The organism is Streptomyces sp. NPDC000134, assembly GCF_042899225.1.
Classification (GTDB): domain Bacteria; phylum Actinomycetota; class Actinomycetes; order Streptomycetales; family Streptomycetaceae; genus Streptomyces.
Genome location: NZ_JBIAZN010000016.1, coordinates 54,946 through 67,980, shown reverse-complemented (window position 1 = coordinate 67,980; position 13,035 = coordinate 54,946). Strand labels below are relative to the sequence as shown.

Genomic DNA, 13,035 nt, shown 5'->3' with positions numbered 1-13,035 from the left:
AGGCCCAGTAAGGTTCGAACGCAGCCAAGACAGCTTACTGCTTAGGTCACCCTAACGCACCCTCCCGGACCGGTCGGCGCACAGGTGACATCCCCCGCCGTTTCCCGGCTGTCAGTGCCGGGTGGCAGGATCGAGACATGCCAGACGTGCTTGACGCCACCCCTTACGACGCCCTGCTGCTGCTCTCCTTCGGCGGCCCGGAAGGCCCCGACGACGTGGTCCCGTTCCTGGAGAACGTGACGCGCGGGCGGGGCATCCCCAAGGAACGCCTGAAGGAGGTGGGGCAGCACTACTTCCTCTTCGGCGGGATCAGCCCCATCAACGACCAGAACCGCGCGCTGCTGGACGCCCTGCGCGAGGACTTCGCCGAGCACGGCCTGGACCTGCCGGTCTACTGGGGCAACCGCAACTGGGCGCCTTACCTGACGGACACCCTGCGCGAGATGGTCCGCGACGGCCGGCGCCGCGTCCTCGTCCTCGCCACCAGCGCGTACGCCTCGTACTCGGGCTGCCGCCAGTACCGCGAGAATCTCGCCGACGCGCTGGCCGCCCTCCAGGAGGAGGGCCTGGAGCCGCCGAGGGTCGACAAGCTGCGGCACTACTTCAACCACCCGGGCTTCGTCGAGCCGATGGTCGACGGCGTCCTGCGCTCCCTGGCCGACCTCCCCGAGGAGGTCCGCGACGGTGCCCACATCGCGTTCACCACCCACTCCATCCCGACCTCCGCCGCGGACACCTCCGGCCCCGTCGAGGAGCACGGCGACGGCGGCGCGTACGTCCGGCAGCACCTGGACGTGGCCCGTCTGATCGCCGACGCGGTCCGCGAGCGCACCGGCGTGGACCACCCCTGGCAGCTCGTCTACCAGTCGCGTTCCGGCGCCCCGCACATCCCGTGGCTGGAGCCCGACATCTGTGACCACCTGGCGGAGCGGCAGGCGGCCGGCGTCCCCGCCGTGGTGATGGCCCCCATCGGCTTCGTCTCCGACCACATGGAGGTCCTCTACGACCTCGACACGGAGGCCGAGGCCAAGGCCGAGGAGCTGGGCCTGCCGGTGCGCCGCTCGGCCACCGTCGGCGCCGACCCGCGGTTCGCCACGGCCGTCCGCGACCTGGTCCTGGAGCGCGCCGCCGGCGAGCGGGGCCAGGCGGTCACCCGGTGCGCCCTGGGCGCGCTGGGCGCCGGCCACGACGTCTGCCCGGTGGGCTGCTGCCCGGCCCGCGCCCCCCGCCCCGCCGCCGCGGGCGCCGACAGCCCCTACGCGTGAGGAGCCCCGTGACCGACGTGACCGACCCCCTGCACGCCGAGCTGCTCGCGATCGCGCGGGAGGCCGCCCGCCGCGCGGGCGAGCTGCTGCGGGACGGCCGCCCGGCCGACCTCGCGGTCGCCGCGACCAAGTCCAGCCCGATCGACGTGGTCACCGAGATGGACATCGCGGCCGAGAAGCTGATCACCGGGCTGATCGCCGACCGCCGTCCGGACGACGGCTTCCTCGGCGAGGAGGGCGCCTCCTCGGAGGGCACCAGCGGCGTCCGCTGGGTGATCGACCCGCTCGACGGCACGGTCAACTACCTGTACGGGCTGCCCACCTGGTCCGTCTCCATCGCCGCCGAGCAGGACGGCGAGCGGGTGGTCGGGGTGGTGGCGGCGCCGATGCGCGGGGAGACGTACCACGCGGTCCGCGGTCACGGCGCTTGGGCGACGGGTCCCTGGGACGGGGAGCGGGCGCTCGCCTGCCGCCCCGCGCCGCCGCTGGACCAGGCCCTGGTCTCCACCGGGTTCAACTACGTCACCGCCGTGCGCGCCCACCAGGCGGAGGTCGCCCGGCAGCTCATCCCGCGCCTGCGGGACATCCGGCGGGGCGGTTCGGCCGCGGTCGACCTGTGCGACCTGGCCGCCGGCCGGCTCGACGGCTACTACGAGCGCGGCCTGCACCCCTGGGACGTCGCCGCGGGCGACCTGATAGCCCGCGAGGCGGGCGCGCTGACCGGCGGACGCCCCGGGGAACGCCCGTCCTACGACCTGACGGTCGCGGCCACCCCGGGCGTCTTCGAGCCCCTCCAGGGCCTCCTGGAAGACCTCGGCGCCTGGCACGACTGACCCCGCCGGGCGGCCCGGCCCGGCCCCACAAGCAGGAACCCCGGCGCTGTTTCCCGCCGGGGTTCTCGTGCTCACGGGCCGGTCAGAGGCTGGGCGCGCTTACCTCCACGCCATGTTCGGCGGCGAGGCGGCGGAGGTCGTCCAGTTCGCCGAGTTCCACCTCGACGAGGAACTCGTCGCCCTCGTCACGGGCCCGCGACAGGTCGGACTCGGTCGCCTTTATGCGCTGCAGAAGTCCTGCGGTGAAAGCGTCCATGCTGCGCCCCCTCGTCCTGGGTCGTGGGTCTATGGCACGGGGGTGTGCCGTCGGGAAGGGGCGATCACGTCTGCGACAGGTGCCCAGCGCCGCTCGGCCGGGCGGCGACGGTGCCGGACACCCGCGCCCGCCCTGCGGCGAACAGTCGCCGCGCACCGCTGGTCCTGCGGTACGGGCAGAGCGTGATCGCGGGGTGTAAAGCCGTCCTCCCCCCGCTCCCTTCCGCGGAAACCTCAACCGGGCGAGAAAATCCCGTATTCCCGTCCGGCCCGTCTGCCCCGTGACGGACCGGTGAACACAGGGCCCCCGGCCCGTGGCGGCCGCGGACCGCCTTACCCCCGACTTATGGCCGAAAAGGGCAGGATGGAGGCAACACACTCACCCGGACCCCTGCCCGCGCGTGCCCCGAGGGGGCCGTCCGGGCGGACACAGGAAGGACAAGCGACGTGCGCGTACTCGTCGTCGAGGACGAGCAACTGCTCGCCGATGCGGTGGCCACCGGACTGCGCCGGGAGGCCATGGCCGTCGACGTCGTGTACGACGGTGCGGCCGCCCTGGAGCGCATCGGCGTCAACGACTACGACGTGGTCGTCCTCGACCGCGACCTCCCGCTCGTCCACGGTGACGACGTCTGCCGCAAGATCGTCGAACTGGGCATGCCCACGCGGGTGCTGATGCTCACGGCCTCCGGCGACGTCAGCGACCGGGTCGAGGGACTGGAGATCGGCGCCGACGACTATCTGCCCAAGCCCTTCGCGTTCAGCGAGCTGATCGCACGCGTGCGCGCCCTGGGCCGGCGTACCAGCGTGCCGCTGCCGCCCGTCCTGGAGCGCGCCGGCATCAAGCTGGACCCCAACCGCCGGGAGGTCTTCCGCGAGGGCAGGGAGGTGCAGCTCGCGCCGAAGGAGTTCGCCGTGCTGGAGGTGCTGATGCGCAGCGAGGGCGCGGTGGTCTCCGCGGAGCAGCTCCTGGAGAAGGCCTGGGACGAGAACACCGACCCGTTCACCAACGTCGTCCGGGTGACCGTGATGACCCTGCGCCGCAAGCTGGGCGAGCCGCCGGTGATCGTCACCGTCCCCGGCTCCGGCTACCGGATCTGATCGCCCGTGGCAGCGACACCCGCGCCTCCCCAGGCGCCCCCCAAGCCCACCTGGGACCCCCCGTCGGCGGCCCCGTTCCCGTGGCTGCGCCCGACCATCCGGATAAGGCTTACGCTGCTGTACGGCGGCATGTTCCTGATCGCCGGCATCCTGCTGCTGTCGATCATCTACCTGCTGGCGGCGCAGGCGCTGAACCCGGGCAGCGACCTCCCGTTCAAGATCACCTCGGGCAGTGTCACCAGCGACACGTGCAACCTGCCCACCAAGGCGACGCCCGAGGTCTTCAACACGGCGATGAACGACTGCGTGAACGAGCAGCGCCAGCACGCCCTGGACAGCCTGCTCAGCCGCTCGCTGCTGACCCTGCTGGGCCTGGCCGTGATCGCCTTCGCGTTCGGTTACGCCATGGCCGGCCGGGTCCTGTCGCCGCTGGGCCGGATCACCCGCACCGCGCGCGCGGTGGCGGGCTCCGACCTGTCCCGGCGGATCGAGCTGGACGGCCCCGACGACGAGCTGAAGGAGCTGGCGGACACCTTCGACGACATGCTGGAGCGCCTCCAGCGGGCGTTCACCGCCCAGCAGCGCTTCGTCGGCAACGCCTCGCACGAGCTGCGCACCCCCCTCGCCATCAACCGCACCCTGCTGGAGGTGCACCTCTCCGATCCGGGCGCGCCCGTGGAGCTCCAGCAGCTCGGCAAGACGCTGCTGGCCACCAACGAGCGCAGCGAGCAGCTCGTGGAGGGCCTGCTGCTGCTCGCCCGCAGCGACAACCAGATAGTCGAGCGCAAGCCCGTGGACCTCGCCGAGGTCGCCGGGCAGGCCATCGACCAGGTGCACGGCGAGGCGGAGGCCAAGGGCGTGGAGATCCGCGGGGAGCGCGTCTCGGCCGTCGTCCAGGGCAACGGGGTGCTGCTGGAGCGGATCGCCCTGAACCTGGTGCAGAACGCGGTGCGGTACAACGTGCCGGAGGACGGCTGGGTGGAGGTCACCACCGAGATCCAGCACGGCCAGGCGGTGCTCACCGTCACGAACACGGGCCCGGTGGTGCCGGCGTACGAGATCGACAATCTCTTCGAGCCGTTCCGGCGGCTGCGCACCGAGCGGACCGGCAGCGACAAGGGCGTCGGCCTGGGGCTGTCCATCGTGCGGTCCGTGGCTCGGGCGCACGGCGGGCACATCTACGCCCGGCCGCGCGAGGGAGGGGGCCTCGTGATGAGGGTGACCCTGCCGCTGTGACCCGGTGGCTCCGAGCCGCCCCGCCGATCTGAGATCATTGCGCCGATCACCTTCGCCGGCACCCGGGGATGTTCGCTTTGCGCGGAATTTTCGGGGCGTCCTCCCGGCGCTCGCGTGTGTGATCGATCACAGAGAAGGTTTTCCAGCCATCTACTCTCCGTGATCATGAAGCCTGCCGGAAAGCCGGGAAAATCCTGGTTTTCGGGGGTCGTGATCACGGGAAGTACACGGTGAGACGCCTTTGGCGTGCGGCATGGGGACCGTGTACGGTCCCCATCGCCATCCAACCCGATCACTCAAGCGGAGTCCGGTTGGGTGTCGATTGAGTAACAGACCTTGATGTGAGGCAAAATCTCCGCCTCGGGTCGGGCACAAGTCCGGCCTCTCACGCGTTACGTGCGCTGGAGACACCGCAGACACCCAGAGGGGGAGAGCGACCATGGCAACCGATTACGACACTCCACGCAAGACCGACGACGACGTCGACTCGGACAGCCTCGAAGAACTGAAGGCCCGCCGGAACGACAAGTCGGCCTCCGCCGTGGACGTCGACGAGTTCGAGGCCGCGGAAGGCCTGGAACTTCCCGGCGCCGACCTCTCGAACGAGGAGCTGGCAGTCCGAGTACTGCCCAAGCAGCAGGACGAGTTCACATGCATGAGCTGCTTCCTGGTGCACCACCGCAGCCAACTGGCCCGGGAGAAGAACGGCCAGCCGATCTGCCGCGACTGCGACTGAGGCGGGGTCGGCCGTGACTGGCTCGACCCCTCCCTGGAAGCGCCGCTTCCCCGAGCGGGGAGCGGACCTGGGGCCGTCCGACGGCCCCGACGGCGCGCGTGACGACGAGCGAGGCCCGACCACCTCGGGAGCGGCCTCGCTCGAACCGGCGAGCGACCGGGCCGACCTCCCGGCGCCCGTACCGGCCCCCGCGCCCGCTGCCCGTCGCCGGGCGGCGGCGTTCCGGGACAAGGCCGCCGAAGGCGTCCGCAAGGGCGGCGACCGCGCCAGGACGGCCCTGGCGCACCTCGCCGACCGCGTCATCGACATCGCCCCGCGGGTCCCCGTAAGGGATCTGGCGACCCTGCGCGCCCAGTTCCCCGGGCTCCCGCCGGAGCAGCTCGCCGACCGGCTCGTGGCCGGCGCCACCAGAGGCACGGCGACGGTCGGAGCGGGCGTCGGCGCGGCGGCGATGCTGCCCGTGCCGCCCGCGATGCCCACCGAACTGGCCGCCGAGGTCACCGGTGTGGCGGCGATCGAGCTCAAGCTGATCGCCGAACTCCACGAGGTCTACGGCGTACGACCGCCCGGCAGCCTCGCCCAGCGCAGCACCGCGTATCTCAACTCCTGGTCGGACGAGCGCGGCATCGACATGACCAAGCCGTCGACCCTCGGCGCGGCCATGAACGGCCAGATGAAGCGCCAGCTCCGCCAGCAGATCATGAAACGCATGGTGCGCAACCTGCCGAACCTGATGCCGTTCATGGTGGGCGCCGCCGTGGGCGCGGTCATGAACCGCCGCGACACCGCCAAGCTGGCCGCCCGCATCCGGCAGGACCTGCGCAAGGTCCAGGTCCCCTGGGACGCCCTGCCGGAGCTGCCGCCCCTGGAGCCCCCCGAGGACGCCCTGGAGATGGGCGACGGCGGACCGGGCCGGGGGCACTGAGCGCGCCCCGGCGAAGAGGACTCAGGCGGCCCGCGCCCGCGCCTTCGCCGCCTCCAGGGCCTCCGCCAGGCGCTCGGGCTCGCGGGTCGACAGGTACAGGTACGGCGTCGGGTCCTCGGGGTCGGTGACCTCGACCTTGAGCGCCCCCGGGATGTAGGCCCGCAGCAGCAGGAAGGCGCGGGTGTCGGCCTTGTGCGTGCGCCAGGCGCGGGCCTCGGCGGCGTCCAGGACCTCCGCCTCGCCCAGCGCGGTCACCGGGATCTTCGCCTCGCCCGCGATCAGGGAGTCGCCCACCACGCGGATGCGGACCGAGCCGTACGCGCTGGCGACGACGGCCGCCGCGGCCGTCCCGCAGGCCAGCCCGCCGAGCATCGGCAGGGTGCCGAAGGGCAGCAGGACCAGGGCCATCGAGAGCCCCACCAGGAAGCTGACCAGCCACCAGGTCCGGGGCGCGGTGAGCCGTTCTTCGTACGGGGCGGCGGAAAGCTGCATGACGTCAAGCTTGGCATGGGATCGGCAGGCGGCCGACGCGCGGGTAAGGTCTGCGGCTGTGAGTAGTGGTACATCCGCAGCCCTCCGCCCGCCCGCCGGCGCCGCGCGGCCCGTACGGCACCCCGAGGCCCCGGCCCCCGGCGAGCTGCTCGGCGCGCATTACGGACAGTGTTTCGGCTGCGGTGGCGACCAGCCGCACGGACTGCACCTGCAGGCGCGGGCCGGCGACGGCGTGAGCGTCACCGCCGAGTTCACCGTCCGCCCCGCCCACCAGGGCGCCCCCGGCCTCGCCCACGGCGGTGTGCTGGCCAGCGCCCTGGACGAGACCCTCGGCTCCCTCAACTGGCTGCTGCGCACGATCGCCGTCACCGGTCGGCTGGAGACCGACTTCGTACGGCCCGTGCCCGTCGGCGCCACCCTGTATCTGTCGGCCGAGGTCACCGCGGTGGCCGGCCGCAAGATCTACTCCACCGCCACCGGCCGGACCGGCGGCCCCGACGGTCCCGTCGCGGTCCGCGCCGACGCCCTCTTCATCGAGGTCAAGGTCGAGCACTTCACCGCCAACGGCCGCCCCGAGGAGATCCGGGCCGCGCTGGACGACCCCGACCAGATCCGCCGGGCCCGCGCCTTCGAGGTGAACCCGTGAGCCGGGCGCCGCTGGAGGTCCTGATCCGCCGCGTCGACCCCGACGTACCGCTTCCGGCGTACGCGCATCCCGGGGACGCGGGGGCCGACCTGCGGACGACCGTCGGATGCGAACTGGCGCCCGGGGAGCGGGCCGTACTGCCCACCGGGGTGTCTGTGGCGCTCCCGGAGGGGTACGCGGCCTTCGTGCACCCCCGTTCCGGCCTCGCGGCCCGCTGCGGTGTCGCCCTCGTGAATGCCCCGGGGACGATTGATGCCGGGTACCGTGGGGAGATCAAGGTGATCGTGGTGAATCTCGACCCGCGCGAGAGCGTGCGGTTCGAGCGCTTCGACCGGATTGCCCAACTGGTCGTCCAGCAGGTCGAGAGGGTCCGCTTCCGCCAGGTCGCGGAGCTTCCCGGCTCGGCGCGGGCCGAGGGGGGCTTCGGGTCCACCGGCGGGCACGCCGGGGCGGACCCGGCAAGCGGCACAAGCGGTCAGGCCGCCGAGGGTGGCCCGACGGGTGGGAATCGATACGCTTCGGTCGTATCCGACCGGGAAGGACAGTGACGTGTTCGGACGTCGCAAGAAGAGGGATGCCGCCGAGGGCGCGGCCGGCGAGGCCGAGCAGGTCGTCGACAGCGTCGACACCGAGGCGGACGACGAGGGCGGGCGGCTGAAGCTGGAGCCCGAACCGCGGCCCGACGGCCCCTGGGACAGCTCCGAGGTCCGCGACCCCGCCGAGGGCCGGGTGGACCTGGGCGGCCTGTTCGTACCGGGTGTCGACGGCATGGAACTGCGGGTGGAGGTCGCGGGCGACGCGATCGTCGCCGCCACCGTGGTGCTGCGCGACAGCGCCATCCAGCTCCAGGCGTTCGCCGCGCCCAAGCGCGAGGGCATCTGGGGCGAGGTGCGCGAGGAGATCGCGGCCGGCATCACCCAGCAGGGCGGCATCATCGACGAGGTCGAGGGCCCCCTCGGCTGGGAGCTGCGGGCCCAGGTGCCGGTGCAGTTGCCGGACGGCACGGGCGGCTTCCAGGTCGTGCGGTTCGTCGGCGTGGACGGCCCCCGCTGGTTCCTGCGCGGGGTCATTTCCGGCCAGGGCGCGGTGCAGCCGCAGGCGGCCGGGCTCCTGGAGCAGATCTTCCGGGACACGGTCGTGGTCCGCGGCGACGGTCCGATGGCCCCCCGCGACCCCATCGTCCTCAAGCTGCCGAACGACGCGCAGATGGTGCCCGAGGGCGTCCAGCAGGAGGAAGGTTCCCGCTTCTCCGGCGGCATGGGCCAGCTCCAGCGCGGCCCGGAGATCACCGAGGTCCGCTAGCCGGCCGCCGCACACGTCACGAGGGCCGCGCCCCGCCGGGGTACGCGGCCCTTCGGCATTCCCACGCCCGGCTCCTCCCGCTGCCCGGCCATTGAAGGGCCGGGCGCCCGGTGGGGATACTGGCGCCCGGTTCCGGCGGGGGAGGGCCCATGCGGCAGGTGATCACCGAGACCATGGTGCGCGTCGAGGACGTGCACAAGTCCTACGGCGGCGGCAGCGCCGCCGTGCACGCGCTGCGCGGTGTCTCCTTCGAGGTGCCGCGCGGCGAACTCGTCGCCCTGGAGGGACGCTCGGGCTCCGGGAAGACCACGCTGCTCAACATCGTCGGCGGCCTCGACGTCCCGGACCGCGGCCGGGTCGTCGTCGACGGCCTGGACCTGGCCGGGCTGGACGAGGACGGGCTGCTCGCCCTGCGCCGCGACCGCATCGGCTTCGTCTTCCAGTCCTTCGGGCTGATCCCCATCCTCACGGCCGCCGAGAACGTGGGCGTGCCGATGCGGCTGCGCCGGGCCGACCCCCGGACGCGCGAGGAACGCGTCGAGCTGCTGCTCTCCCTGGTCGGCCTCGCCGAGCACGCCGCCCAGCGGCCCGGTGAGCTGTCCGGCGGCCAGCAGCAGCGGGTCGCGGTGGCCCGCGCCCTGGCCAACGAGCCCGCGCTGCTCGTCGCCGACGAACCCACCGGCCAACTGGACGCCGAGACCGGGCACGGCATGATGGAACTGCTGCGCGCGGTCGTCCGCAGCGAGCACGTCACCGCCCTGGTCGCCACCCACGACGCCACCCTGCTCGACCTGGCCGACCGGGTGCTCGAACTGCGCGACGGGGAGATCGTCGGCGCCTGACGGCGGGCGCCCCGTCAGGGTTGCGTCAAAGAGCGCTCCCGCCCGTCCTCCGCCCGCGTCCGCCGGGACCGTTGGCCGTAGGGTCGACGCTGCGGTCGGCAGCGACCGGAGGACCGGAAAGACGATGAGGCCATGGCACGCGGCAAGCTACGGATCTACCTCGGCGCGGCGCCGGGCGTCGGCAAGACGTACGCGATGCTGTCCGAGGCGCACCGCAGGGTGGAGCGCGGCACCGACTGCGTGGTGGCGTTCGTGGAGCACCACGGCCGGCCCCGCACCGAGGTGATGCTGCGCGGCCTGGAGGAGGTGCCGCGCCAGGAGACCGAGTACCGCGGGGCCCGCTTCACGGAGCTGGACCTGGACGCGGTGCTGGCCCGGCGCCCCCGCGTGGCCCTGGTCGACGAACTGGCGCACACCAACGTCCCCGGCACCCGCAACGCCAAGCGCTGGCAGGACGTCGAGGAACTCCTCGCCGCCGGGATCGACGTGGTCTCCACCGTCAACATCCAGCACCTGGAGTCGCTGGGCGACGTCGTCCGGTCCATCACGGGCGTACGGCAGCAGGAGACCGTGCCGGACGAGGTGGTGCGGCGCGCCGACCAGATCGAGCTGGTCGACATGTCACCCGAGGCGCTGCGCCGCCGGATGGCGCACGGCAACATCTACCGGCCCGACAAGGTCGACGCGGCCCTGTCGAACTACTTCCGCCCCGGCAACCTCACCGCGCTGCGGGAGCTGGCCCTGCTCTGGGTCGCGGACCGGGTCGACGCGTACCTGAAGCGGTACCGCAGCGACCACCGGGTGTCGAGGATCTGGGGCTCGCGGGAACGGATCGTGGTCGGCCTCACCGGCGGCCCCGAGGGCCGGACGCTGATCCGGCGCGCCGCGCGGCTGGCCGAGAAGGGCGCCGGCGGCGAGGTGCTGGCCGTCTACATCGCCCGCAGCGACGGCCTGACCGCCGCCTCCCCGAAGGAACTGGCGGTCCAGCGCACCCTGGCCGAGGACCTCGGCGGCACCTTCCACCACGTGGTCGGCGACGACATACCGGCCGCCCTGCTCGACTTCGCCCGCGGGGTCAACGCCACCCAGATCGTCCTCGGCTCCTCCCGCCGCAAGAGCTGGCAGTACGTCTTCGGCCCCGGCGTCGGCGCCACCGTCGCCCGCGAGTCCGGCCCCGACCTCGACGTGCACATCGTCACCCACGAGGAGGCCGCCAAGGGGCGCGGACTGCCCGTCGCCCGGGGCGCGCGGCTCGGGCGGTCCCGGCTGGTGTGGGGGTGGCTGGCCGGCCTCGGCGGCCCGGTGCTGCTGACCCTGGTGCTCAGCGGCGTCCACCTCGGGCTCGCCAACGACGTGCTGCTCTACCTCGCGCTGACCGTCGCCGCGGCCCTGCTCGGCGGGCTCTACCCGGCGCTCGCCTCGGCCGCCGTCGGATCGCTGCTGCTCAACTGGTTCTTCACCCCGCCGGTCAGCCGGATCACCATCTCCGACCCCAAGAACATCCTCGCCCTGGCGATATTCGTCGGCGTCGCCGTCTCCGTGGCCTCCGTCGTGGACCTCGCCGCCCGGCGCACCCACCAGGCGGCCCGGCTGCGCGCCGAGTCGGAGATCCTCTCCTTCCTCGCGGGCAGCGTGCTGCGCGGCGACACCAGCCTGGAGGCGCTGCTGGAACGGGTCCGCGAGACCTTCGGCATGGATTCGGCCGCCCTCCTCGAACGGGAGAACGACGTGGCCCCCTGGACCTGTGCCGGCCGGGCCGGCCCCGGACCCTCCGTCGAGCGGCCCGAGGACGCCGATGTGGACATGCCGGTCGGCGACCACATGGCGCTCGCGCTGACCGGCCGGGTGCTGCCCGCCGAGGACCGCCGGGTGCTCGCCGCCTTCGCCGCCCAGGCCGCCGTCGTACTGGACCGGCGGAAGCTGCGCGAGGAGGCCGAGCGGGCCCGCGCGCTCGCCGAGGGCAACCGCATCCGCACCGCCCTGCTCGCCGCCGTCAGCCACGACCTGCGCACCCCGCTGGCCGGCATCAAGGCGGCCGTCTCCAGCCTCCGCTCCGACGACGTGGCCTGGTCCGAGGAGGATCAGGCGGAACTGCTGGAGGGCATCGAGGAGGGCGCCGACCGCCTCGACCACCTGGTCGGCAACCTGCTCGACATGTCCCGGCTCCGGACCGGCACGGTCACCCCGCTGATCCGCGAGATCGACGTGGACGAGGTGGTGCCGATGGCGCTCGGCGGCGTTCCCGAGGCCGACGTCGAGCTGGACATCCCCGAGTCGCTGCCCATGGCCGCCGTCGACCCCGGCCTGCTGGAGCGGTCGGTGGCCAACCTGGTGGAGAACGCCGTCAAGTACAGTCCGCCCGGCCACCGCGTCCTCGTCGCCGCCAGCGCCCTCGGGGACCGGGTCGAGATCCGGATCGTCGACCGGGGGCCGGGGGTGCCGGACGAGGGGAAGGAACGTATCTTCGAACCCTTCCAGCGGTACGGCGACGCCCCGCGCGGCGCCGGGGTCGGGCTCGGCCTCGCCGTGGCCCGGGGCTTCGCGGAGGCCATGGGCGGCACCCTGGCGGCCGAGGACACCCCCGGCGGCGGCCTCACCATGGTCCTCACCGTCCGCGCGGCCGGGCGGTCCGCCCGGCCCGCCGCCGCCCCGTCGGCAGAAAGGCAGGCTGCCCCATGACCCGGGTGCTCGTGATCGACGACGAGCCGCAGATCGTGCGGGCCCTCGTGATCAACCTCAGGGCCCGCCACTACGAAGTGGACTCCGCCCACGACGGCGCCACCGCCCTGCGACTGGCCGCCGCCCGCCACCCCGACGTGGTCGTCCTCGACCTGGGCCTGCCCGACATGGACGGCGTCGAGGTGATCAAGGGACTGCGCGGCTGGACCCGGGTGCCGATCCTGGTGCTCTCCGCCCGGCACTCCTCCGACGAGAAGGTCGAGGCGCTGGACGCGGGCGCCGACGACTACGTCACCAAGCCCTTCGGCATGGACGAACTGCTCGCCCGGCTGCGGGCCGCCGTCCGCCGCGCCGAACCGGTCCCCGGCGGCGAGGCCGAGGTGATCGTCGAGACCGCGGAGTTCACCGTCGACCTGGCCGCCAAGAAGGTCGGCCGGGGCGGCCGGGACGTGCGGCTCACCCCCACCGAGTGGCACCTGCTGGAGGTGCTGGTCCGCAACACCGGCCGCCTGGTCGGCCAGCGGCAGTTGCTCCAGGAGGTGTGGGGGCCGTCGTACGGGACGGAGACGAACTACCTGCGGGTCTACATGGCCCAGTTGCGCCGCAAGCTGGAGGCGGACCCCTCGCACCCCCGGCACTTCATCACGGAGCCGGGCATGGGCTACCGGTTCGAGAAGTGAGCCGTCCGGCCGCCCCGGGCACGGCCCGCATGGCCGCCGGCGC

14 protein-coding genes are annotated in these 13,035 nt (G+C 73.1%); 12 read left to right on the top strand and 2 right to left on the bottom strand.

What is annotated here, in order from left to right:
• The first annotated feature begins 137 nt into the window (after positions 1-137).
• Positions 138-1,265 (top strand): ferrochelatase, encoded by a 1,128-nt coding sequence (locus ACFY32_RS23705; RefSeq protein ID WP_390675183.1) that lies wholly within the window; start codon positions 138-140, stop codon positions 1,263-1,265.
• Positions 1,266-1,282: 17 nt separating this feature from the next.
• Positions 1,283-2,098 carry an inositol monophosphatase family protein gene (locus ACFY32_RS23700; protein WP_390675223.1) on the top strand — a complete coding sequence of 272 codons (816 nt, stop codon included), beginning with the start codon at positions 1,283-1,285 and terminating at the stop codon, positions 2,096-2,098.
• 82 nt (positions 2,099-2,180) lie between these two features.
• Here the strand turns inward: ACFY32_RS23700 and ACFY32_RS23695 are convergent, their stop codons facing one another.
• Positions 2,181-2,354: a hypothetical protein gene (locus tag ACFY32_RS23695; protein WP_359200162.1), complete on the bottom strand. Its 174-nt coding sequence runs from the start codon at positions 2,352-2,354 to the stop codon at positions 2,181-2,183.
• 446 nt (positions 2,355-2,800) lie between these two features.
• On the opposite strand from ACFY32_RS23695, the gene ACFY32_RS23690 reads away from it, so the two are divergent.
• The 4 genes from ACFY32_RS23690 to ACFY32_RS23675 all read left to right on the top strand — a co-directional run bounded on the left by ACFY32_RS23690 (position 2,801) and on the right by ACFY32_RS23675 (position 6,351).
• Positions 2,801-3,454, top strand: a complete 654-nt coding sequence (locus ACFY32_RS23690) for a response regulator transcription factor (RefSeq protein ID WP_071369401.1) — start codon at positions 2,801-2,803, stop codon at positions 3,452-3,454.
• A 6-nt stretch (positions 3,455-3,460) separates the two neighbouring features.
• Positions 3,461-4,690 (top strand): HAMP domain-containing sensor histidine kinase, encoded by a 1,230-nt coding sequence (locus tag ACFY32_RS23685; protein ID WP_359200165.1) that lies wholly within the window; start codon positions 3,461-3,463, stop codon positions 4,688-4,690.
• A gap of 439 nt (positions 4,691-5,129) precedes the next feature.
• Positions 5,130-5,426, top strand: coding sequence for a DUF4193 domain-containing protein (locus ACFY32_RS23680; RefSeq protein ID WP_003993510.1), 297 nt, complete (start codon positions 5,130-5,132; stop codon positions 5,424-5,426).
• Positions 5,427-5,439: 13 nt separating this feature from the next.
• A complete protein-coding gene (locus ACFY32_RS23675) occupies positions 5,440-6,351 on the top strand; it encodes a hypothetical protein (RefSeq protein WP_359200167.1) in 912 nt (303 codons plus the stop codon).
• Positions 6,352-6,372: 21 nt separating this feature from the next.
• Here ACFY32_RS23675 and ACFY32_RS23670 read toward each other — a convergent pair whose 3' ends face one another.
• Positions 6,373-6,843 (bottom strand): DUF3093 domain-containing protein, encoded by a 471-nt coding sequence (locus ACFY32_RS23670; protein WP_359200169.1) that lies wholly within the window; start codon positions 6,841-6,843, stop codon positions 6,373-6,375.
• Between the two features lie 58 nt (positions 6,844-6,901).
• Here ACFY32_RS23670 and ACFY32_RS23665 point away from each other — a divergent pair, with 58 nt between their 5' ends.
• The 6 genes from ACFY32_RS23665 to ACFY32_RS23640 all read left to right on the top strand — a co-directional run bounded on the left by ACFY32_RS23665 (position 6,902) and on the right by ACFY32_RS23640 (position 12,992).
• A complete protein-coding gene (locus ACFY32_RS23665) occupies positions 6,902-7,489 on the top strand; it encodes a PaaI family thioesterase (protein WP_359200171.1) in 588 nt (195 codons plus the stop codon).
• On the top strand, positions 7,486-8,037 hold the full coding sequence (gene dut / locus ACFY32_RS23660) for a dUTP diphosphatase (RefSeq protein WP_359200173.1): 552 nt from the start codon (positions 7,486-7,488) through the stop codon (positions 8,035-8,037). Before ACFY32_RS23665 ends, dut begins: the two co-directional genes overlap by 4 nt.
• Before the next feature lies 1 nt (position 8,038).
• Positions 8,039-8,791 (top strand): DUF3710 domain-containing protein, encoded by a 753-nt coding sequence (locus ACFY32_RS23655; RefSeq protein ID WP_390675182.1) that lies wholly within the window; start codon positions 8,039-8,041, stop codon positions 8,789-8,791.
• Positions 8,792-8,940: 149 nt separating this feature from the next.
• A complete protein-coding gene (locus ACFY32_RS23650; RefSeq protein ID WP_359200177.1) occupies positions 8,941-9,633 on the top strand; it encodes an ABC transporter ATP-binding protein in 693 nt (230 codons plus the stop codon).
• A 132-nt stretch (positions 9,634-9,765) separates the two neighbouring features.
• Positions 9,766-12,312 carry an ATP-binding protein gene (locus ACFY32_RS23645; RefSeq protein ID WP_390675181.1) on the top strand — a complete coding sequence of 849 codons (2,547 nt, stop codon included), beginning with the start codon at positions 9,766-9,768 and terminating at the stop codon, positions 12,310-12,312.
• Positions 12,309-12,992: a response regulator gene (locus ACFY32_RS23640; RefSeq protein ID WP_359200181.1), complete on the top strand. Its 684-nt coding sequence runs from the start codon at positions 12,309-12,311 to the stop codon at positions 12,990-12,992. The genes ACFY32_RS23645 and ACFY32_RS23640 overlap by 4 nt, the downstream gene beginning before the upstream one ends.
• Positions 12,993-13,035: the final 43 nt, after the last annotated feature.

Coding starts and splice junctions, on each gene's coding strand:
- ACFY32_RS23705 (WP_390675183.1), top strand. CDS start 138: ATGCCAGACGTGCTTGACGCCACCCCTTACGACGCCCTGCTGCTGCTC.
- ACFY32_RS23695 (WP_359200162.1), bottom strand. CDS start 2,354: ATGGACGCTTTCACCGCAGGACTTCTGCAGCGCATAAAGGCGACCGAG.
- ACFY32_RS23680 (WP_003993510.1), top strand. CDS start 5,130: ATGGCAACCGATTACGACACTCCACGCAAGACCGACGACGACGTCGAC.
- ACFY32_RS23670 (WP_359200169.1), bottom strand. CDS start 6,843: ATGCAGCTTTCCGCCGCCCCGTACGAAGAACGGCTCACCGCGCCCCGG.
- ACFY32_RS23650 (WP_359200177.1), top strand. CDS start 8,941: ATGCGGCAGGTGATCACCGAGACCATGGTGCGCGTCGAGGACGTGCAC.
- ACFY32_RS23645 (WP_390675181.1), top strand. CDS start 9,766: ATGGCACGCGGCAAGCTACGGATCTACCTCGGCGCGGCGCCGGGCGTC.
- ACFY32_RS23640 (WP_359200181.1), top strand. CDS start 12,309: ATGACCCGGGTGCTCGTGATCGACGACGAGCCGCAGATCGTGCGGGCC.